Consider the following 6,677-nt stretch of genomic DNA (forward strand, 5'->3'; position numbering starts at 1 on the left):
GCTCATCGGATCGCGCTTCAATACCTCCTGGACCAGCAGCGACAGGCCGAGAAAGCCCTTGCGCATGTCCGTGTGTCCCGTCGCCAGCCAGACCTTCACCCCCCACTCGGGATCGGCATCATGACTGGTCCAGCACGGCAACGACCCGGGCCAGAGCCGCGCCATCGACATCGGCGTCGACGACGATCCGCCGCCCGCCGACGAGGACGATCTCCATGCGTGAGGCCGCCGCCGTCATCTCCAGCTTCGACGGCTTCGGTGCCAGCACCGCGGGAACGAAGGTCGGCCCGATCTCCGATCCGATACGCTCGGCCCGAAAGGCGCGCCGCCACGTCACCAATTGCGAGCGCGAAATGCCGTGACGCCGCGCCGTCGCCGGACACCAGCCGAGGGCCAGCCAGGCTCTCCAGCACGATCTTCAGCTTCTCCTCGTCGCTCCAGCGACGACGACGCCCCCTCTCGACGATCTCAAGCCGCTCGAAGGCCCTGTGCGTATGACTGTCCATACGCTCTGTTCTCAAGCCAAAGCCCTGCCTCCCGCAAGGCGGCCTTCACCGCAGGATCGCGCTCGGCCAGCGTTTCGAGGATGTTGTCGGGAAGGTCGGAGCGATTGTCGAGGCGTTTGATCATGATCAAAAGGCAGAGGAAATAATAGAGATCAATGGCGCGATTGAGGGCCATGGCGGCCGTTCCACCGCGTCTTCGTAGATATTTTCGGTGGTGTCGATAACGTCATTGGACATGATGGAAAATATAAGAAATACATCATTCCAATTGATTAATTCGACGCTGGGAATATATTTTCCCCGACAATCCAATGTGTTGTCAGGCATTGCGACGCGATCATAGGGCGTTTAAATCGTCCATGATCTGGTGCGGGGATCGCAGATCGAGGACCGGCATGGCCTCGATCTCGGTGCCGACGCCGAGCATCTCGGCAATGCTCATTCGGCAGCGGATGTACGGTGGCGCGGGCAGACAGATACCCGCCCACATGCGGGCGGAACTGCTGTTCGATCTCGGGGCCGGTTCCGGACATCGCGAGGCTTGCAAGAGCATTCCAGCGTAAGCGGTGTTATCTTCGCACACTGTTAAAGGACGACAGCCCACTTCTTGCTTTACGGCTGTGCCATGCCAACCGACTTGCGCAAAAACTGAAGAGCGACGGCGGTGAAAGGAAGGGCAGGATCGAATATGGCAGCGTGACCGCTATCAGGAATAATCCAAAGCGCCGCATTGGGAATGGACTGATAGAGGTTCACAGGAATGTCGACGGGAAAGAAAGTATCGCGGTCGCCGTGCACAATGAGAGTCCGCGCTTTGATGCCTGACAATTCTTGTCCGGTGAAATTCATATCCTCCTGACTATCCCCGAGCGCGTTGAACTGTCGGACCAGCTGATCGATCTGCTCGCGACCACGTTTTGCGCATTCTCTATACATATCCTGTACATCGCGCGGCATGAAGTCGAACGATGCTCTGCGCATGATTGCCCGGGCCTGTTCGGGGAAGTGAGTCGTGGCGCTCGCCAGAACCATCGCCTCGATTCGGTTCGGCTGGCTCGTTGCCATGTGCAAAAGAATCATCCCGCCTGTGCTGACACCCATTGCGCAGAAGCGGTCCACTCCGAGTTCATCAAGCAAGAGGAACACATCCTTGGCGGCTTGCCTGTGGGTAAACCGGTTCTCGGGATTGGTCGAGTGACCATGGCCGCGCAGGTCGACCAAGATTAGCCGGTAGTGCTTCGCAAGGCGTTCCTTGAATGCATACCAATTCTGTCCGCTACCGCCAAAGCCGTGCAAGAGTACGAGCGGTTCCCCGGCTCCGTATTCCTCGTAATAGATTTCGAGGTTCTCGAGGCGTACGATACGCCCGTCAGCGACTGTTTGTTTAGGGGCGTAGATCATCAATGCTACCTATTGAGTGCGGTAAATCGAATTGAATATGGGCAAACTGTTATAGATAGTTGAGGGCGGCCGCCCGTTGATTCATATAAGGCTTAGCGCCTCTTTCATCCTGTGACGACGGCCACATGTTAACGGTATCTAGGACCTTGGCACTGCGATTGACAAGCTGCCGAAGGAAATCTTTCGCGCTCAGCGCTGGTGGCGGCGGCCTTCGCCATCCAAGATGTTTCATTTGCCACCTGCCATCACCGAATGGTGCGAGCATCATCTCGAATTCGGAAGCATAGTTCGTCATGCGCGCTCGCCCCATAACCTGTGCGACGCCTCGGAGTTATCACCAAAGGGGGCGAAGCGAAGGCCAAGAAATTCGTAGCGGATATTTGTGAGCATGGGACGGACGACCGGCACAATAATCAAAGCAGGCCGCCGAAGAGGCAATCCTGGGATTGCCAGCTTGAGATTTGTGCCGAACCTCAAGACGTTCGATGAAGGCAAGCGAGGCAATCACGTTTTCAATAATAAACTGCACTTCGGATAAATCCAGAAGCTCGTTGTCATCGGGGAGTGAGCGTTTGTTGCGGGCCCGGCTCAATCGCAACGTTGATGAGGTTTCAAGTTCGACGCTGATCCGACGTGCCGATCAGCGAGCCGCTTCGGCTCCGGTATTGGGTCGGCGAGGACGGGCGCGCCCTGGGCTGGGCGCAGCCCCGGCGTCGCACGGCGCCGGTTCGGCCGAATGCTGTGGCGATACACTTTGCTGAATTGATGCTCTGAATAATCCTGACAGCACCCTTCAGCGGATATTGTGGTCCTGCGAGGTCTCCTTGACGTCGATGACGTTCAGGAATGCAAAATACGCTGCATCATCAGTGCTACGAAGGTCGCGGCGGCACTTTTCCGAAAGCAGATTCTCCTCGTCGACGATGTAATTGAGCAACGCCCTTCTCTCGACACTGTTCAGCGTCTAATTTTGAATTCGCCTGTGCATGTTCGGTGCCGGATTTGACGACTTTTTGCCGAGAACCTCGGCGATCGTCTCGAGCTTGAGGCGACCCGCTGCCCGGACCACGTTGAGCAGTTCGTAAAATGCCTCCTCATTTGCTTCCGCCTGAGCACGTGTGGGCCGGATGCGGACGGAGCCGGGCTCAATCACCTGATCATTCATATTTTTTGCGTGAACATTACATGAACATTGACTAGGTTGTATGCTTGCGACTCTTGGAACAAGGTGGCACGCACAAGGGGCACCGCGTCCGAGGTTGCTATTATTACGCGAGCCGGAAGTCCGAGGTGCCGAACCGGCTAGAGCGAAAAGAAGACTTCAACGAATTGATGGGGATGCCCTTGTCGATTGGTCCATCAAAATCGCATAGCGGCCCAAACGCTGCCCCTAAGCCGGAGCGCGAAGCTATATTTATTAGCCATGCCACGCCCGAGGATAACGCCTTCACCCTCTGGCTTGGCGGTAAGCTCACTGCGCTCGGGTACCACGTCTTTGCCGACGTCCTTAGGTTGAAGGGCGGCGATGATTGGGAGCGCATCCTCGAAGACGCGATCCGCAATAAGGCAAAGCGCTTCTTGCTGGTTGCAACGCCGCACGGGGTACAAAAACAGGGCGTTCGCAATGAAATCACGATTGCGAACGAGACCGGCAGGAGCTTGAAGGAGGACGGCTTTATTGTGCCGCTGCGCCTCAAGGCCTACGAAAAGCCACTCCAGATCGCCCACGCCCAATATATCAATTTTGAAAGAAGCTGGGCGGAGGGGTTGGTTGAGCTGGTCGCCCTCCTCGACGAGGTGGGCGTCCCGAAGAACGCGCCAAACGATCAGGCTCAGATTTGGCAGGGACTTCAGTTGAAGGACGCTCGCACGGTCGGACCGGGCCCGGAACTGCTGATTTCTAACTGGATTTCCATCGACTCCCTTCCTGCGTCCATTATCTTCTACGACTTTAAAGGCGGCATATCGATTGGCGCCGCGCAAGCTGCGATCAAGGCTTGCCCTATTCCGATTTCCGCACACAACCGTGGCTTCATCAGCTTTGCGCCTCATCACCAATTGCAGGAATATTTTGGTCCGAACCTGCCTCTGCAAATCGTCGACACCTGCGACAGCGACGCATTCCTTGGTTCCGGTTGGCAGTCCCAGCGCCTTACGCCAAAAGACTGCCGCCCGAAATTTACCGACATCAGCCGGCGCGCATTAGATTCCTACTTCGATACAAAGGGGCTGAAGCCCTTTGAGTACGCTAACGGGCGAAACGCGTGGTGGGCCACAGCGCGGCATGCGACGATGGATCAGAAGAGCTTCGCCTGGGGTGATCTTAAGGGCCGTCGGCAACTTGTCGGGCGTTCCGAGAAGCGCGCGTTTCATTGGCACTATGGCATAAGCTGCTGGGCGCAATCTGGTCCGATCCGCCACGTCCGGGTGTCCGGCCGCGTCGTCTTCACCTCGAACGGTCACGAGTTGATCGGCGACGCGCGCCGACTGCACCGCATGCGCCGGACGTTTTGCAAGGGATGGCGCAATGACAAGTGGCGCGATCTTCTTCTCGCGTTCTGGTACTGGCTCGCGGACGGTGCGGAGTTCATCGACATCACGCTCGGTGAAGGTGCCGTCATGCGCCTCAGCTTGCCGCCGAAGACCTTCGAAGCCGCATTCGGCGTGAGTTCATCCTCGGATGTGGCCACAAGCGACGAGGAGGAAGACGATGAGTTGATGGTCGACCGCGACGATGACGATCAGGGCGATGACGATGATGAGGGAGATGATTGATGAAAACTTCACTAACCCTCATACATCTTCCCGAACCCAAGCTCGAATTCAAATACGGCCAGACGCTGTCTTATCCTCGGGACGGGCTGTTTTTGTATGGCCCAGTCGACGGTGGCCGATCTGAAATCCATTACGGCGTAATCGGCACCAAGGCCGGCGTTGAGCGCTTCGAGCGCTGGGCAAAATCGATCGCGACATTGATCGATGTGCCGCCGCCCAGGAAGGGCGCCAAGGCGATTGAGCCGCAACACGTCGCATTCCCGGGATTTGCCGCCGCTTACAATGCAGCTTGGCCGATCAAGCCGAAGACGGTCATCGACACGATCGAGCCCGACGCGATTTATAAGGCGTTGCGCATCGCAAATCGAAACGAGGCGATCAAGGGGGCGGTCGACTTGTATGTTGAAGCGCTAGTTGCACGCAGCAATCGCATGGAAGACCCGCCCAGCTTCTGGTTCGTTGTGATTCCCGAGGAGGTCTACGACCTCGGTCGCCCTCTCTCGAAAGTGCCGTCCAAGGAGAAAATCCAAGGCCGCGTCAGGATGACAAAGGCCGAGGCGCTAAAGCTCGATGAGCAGCCTACCTTGTTCGGCTTGGATACAGCGGAAGCCGACGTCTACAAATATGCGACACACTTCCGGCGGCAGCTCAAGGCGCGTCTTCTGGAGCACAAGATTGTCACCCAGATCATTCGCGAGACCACCCTCGCACCGAATGACTTTCCGAAGAGCAACGGGCAACCCAAGCGACGCCTCGAAGACCCAGCAACGGTCGCCTGGAAGCTGTCAACAGGCGCCTACTACAAGGCTGGTGGTCGGCCGTGGCAGTTAGCGGACGTGCGCTCCGGTGTATGCTACGTCGGTCTTGCCTACAAGAAGCGCGATGCCAGGGTTGACGATGGATTTGCCTGCTGCGCGGCGCAGATGTTTTTATCGAGCGGAGAAGGCGTCGTGTTCCGCGGCGCGCTCGGCCCTTGGTATCACTCTGACACTAAACAATTCCACATCGACAAGCCTGCGGCCAGAAGGCTCGTGGAAATGGTTGTTCAGGAATACCGCGATCAGCACGACAATAATCCGCCATCCGAACTTTTTCTTCATGCTAAATCTTTTTTTACTGATGAAGAATGGGACGGCTTTGTAAGTGGTGCACCGCCCGAGACGAACGTTGTCGGTGTCCAAATCTCCGATGCGAAGGACGCCTTGAAGCTGTTTCGCCCAGGCAAGTATCCCGTGCTGCGCGGTACAGCCATTCTGCTGTCCGATACTGACGCCTACCTGTGGACATCCGGATATGCGCCACGGCTTGATACTTATATTGGTCCGGAAACGCCCAACCCAGTTCATGTCAAAGTGCAACGAGGCAAGTGTCCCTTGAAAATAGTGCTGGAAGACGTCATGAGTTTGACAAAGATCAACTTCAATTCTTGCCTGTACAATGACCGACTTCCCGTGACCATCCGATTTGCTGACGCCGTCGGCGAGGTTATCCTGGCTGCCCCGCAAACTAGTGAGCCGAAACTTGCTTTCAAATTCTACATATAACAGGATCGGTGGCGCGCTATAATTCGAAATTCTTGTGGAACGGTCTTGAGAGCCCGTTTAATCGTCATGGATTTCGCCAACCGCTTTCGTGAGCTTCTGCTTTTTCTCCTCGGCAAGTCGGGGGGCGATCAATTATCGCGCATTGCGCGGATGTCCTTGAGAAGGCGATAGAGCGTCAGAGATTCCCCGGGAAACGGCACAAAACCAAGATGTTCATAGAAGTGCCGGGCGTTTTCGTCCTTGGCATGGACGACCATTGCTCGGACACCCGCGATATCCGCCGCCTGCAAGATGCGCCGCATGGCATCGACGACAAGGGCGGCGCCAAGCCCCTTCCCCTGCCATGCATGGTCTACGGCAAGCCGCGCGAGGATGATGACGGGAACCGTAAGCGTCGTTTTGGCGTAAGCGTCGTTTTGGCCCCACCTTCTGCGGATGGTCGTGAGGGCGG

At 56.9% G+C, this 6,677-nt stretch carries 9 protein-coding genes; 3 read left to right on the top strand and 6 right to left on the bottom strand.

Annotation, left to right across the window (positions count from 1 at the left end; genetic code table 11):
• Positions 1-165, bottom strand: a 165-nt coding sequence (tnpB, locus tag A33M_RS25330; protein ID WP_337460014.1) for an IS66 family insertion sequence element accessory protein TnpB, incomplete at its 3' end; no start/stop codon positions are given.
• Between the two features lie 50 nt (positions 166-215).
• Between tnpB and A33M_RS25335 the strand changes: the two genes are divergently transcribed.
• Complete coding sequence (locus A33M_RS25335) at positions 216-362, top strand: hypothetical protein (RefSeq protein ID WP_337460013.1); 147 nt, start codon at positions 216-218, stop codon at positions 360-362.
• A 106-nt stretch (positions 363-468) separates the two neighbouring features.
• On the opposite strand, the gene A33M_RS24280 is transcribed toward A33M_RS25335, so the two are convergent.
• From A33M_RS24280 to A33M_RS24290, 4 genes are all read right to left on the bottom strand, one after another.
• Positions 469-681: a hypothetical protein gene (locus A33M_RS24280; protein ID WP_008391582.1), complete on the bottom strand. Its 213-nt coding sequence runs from the start codon at positions 679-681 to the stop codon at positions 469-471.
• Between the two features lie 437 nt (positions 682-1,118).
• Positions 1,119-1,907 carry an alpha/beta fold hydrolase gene (locus A33M_RS20705; protein WP_040622274.1) on the bottom strand — a complete coding sequence of 263 codons (789 nt, stop codon included), beginning with the start codon at positions 1,905-1,907 and terminating at the stop codon, positions 1,119-1,121.
• A gap of 793 nt (positions 1,908-2,700) precedes the next feature.
• Entirely contained in the window at positions 2,701-2,844 is a 144-nt protein-coding gene (locus tag A33M_RS24285) for a hypothetical protein (RefSeq protein WP_008391583.1), read from the bottom strand.
• A gap of 27 nt (positions 2,845-2,871) precedes the next feature.
• Positions 2,872-3,072 carry a hypothetical protein gene (locus tag A33M_RS24290; RefSeq protein WP_157223598.1) on the bottom strand — a complete coding sequence of 67 codons (201 nt, stop codon included), beginning with the start codon at positions 3,070-3,072 and terminating at the stop codon, positions 2,872-2,874.
• A gap of 125 nt (positions 3,073-3,197) precedes the next feature.
• On the opposite strand from A33M_RS24290, the gene A33M_RS20710 reads away from it, so the two are divergent.
• Entirely contained in the window at positions 3,198-4,682 is a 1,485-nt protein-coding gene (locus tag A33M_RS20710; protein ID WP_157223599.1) for a toll/interleukin-1 receptor domain-containing protein, read from the top strand.
• Complete coding sequence (locus tag A33M_RS20715; protein ID WP_008391586.1) at positions 4,682-6,226, top strand: argonaute/piwi family protein; 1,545 nt, start codon at positions 4,682-4,684, stop codon at positions 6,224-6,226. The genes A33M_RS20710 and A33M_RS20715 overlap by 1 nt, the downstream gene beginning before the upstream one ends.
• A 128-nt stretch (positions 6,227-6,354) precedes the next feature.
• Here A33M_RS20715 and A33M_RS20720 read toward each other — a convergent pair.
• The coding region (locus A33M_RS20720) for a GNAT family N-acetyltransferase (RefSeq protein WP_157223600.1) at positions 6,355-6,677 on the bottom strand (323 nt) is incomplete at its 5' end.

The sequence above is a fragment of the Rhodovulum sp. PH10 genome, assembly GCF_000293785.1.
In the GTDB taxonomy this organism is placed as follows: Bacteria; Pseudomonadota; Alphaproteobacteria; order Rhizobiales; family Xanthobacteraceae; genus Rhodoplanes.

Excerpts from the sequence above, each read along its gene's own strand:
- A33M_RS25335 (WP_337460013.1), top strand. The coding sequence starts at position 216 with ATGCGTGAGGCCGCCGCCGTCATCTCCAGCTTCGACGGCTTCGGTGCC.
- A33M_RS20705 (WP_040622274.1), bottom strand. The coding sequence starts at position 1,907 with ATGATCTACGCCCCTAAACAAACAGTCGCTGACGGGCGTATCGTACGC.
- A33M_RS24290 (WP_157223598.1), bottom strand. The coding sequence starts at position 3,072 with ATGAATGATCAGGTGATTGAGCCCGGCTCCGTCCGCATCCGGCCCACA.
- A33M_RS20715 (WP_008391586.1), top strand. The coding sequence starts at position 4,682 with ATGAAAACTTCACTAACCCTCATACATCTTCCCGAACCCAAGCTCGAA.
- A33M_RS24280 (WP_008391582.1), bottom strand. The coding sequence starts at position 681 with ATGGCCCTCAATCGCGCCATTGATCTCTATTATTTCCTCTGCCTTTTG.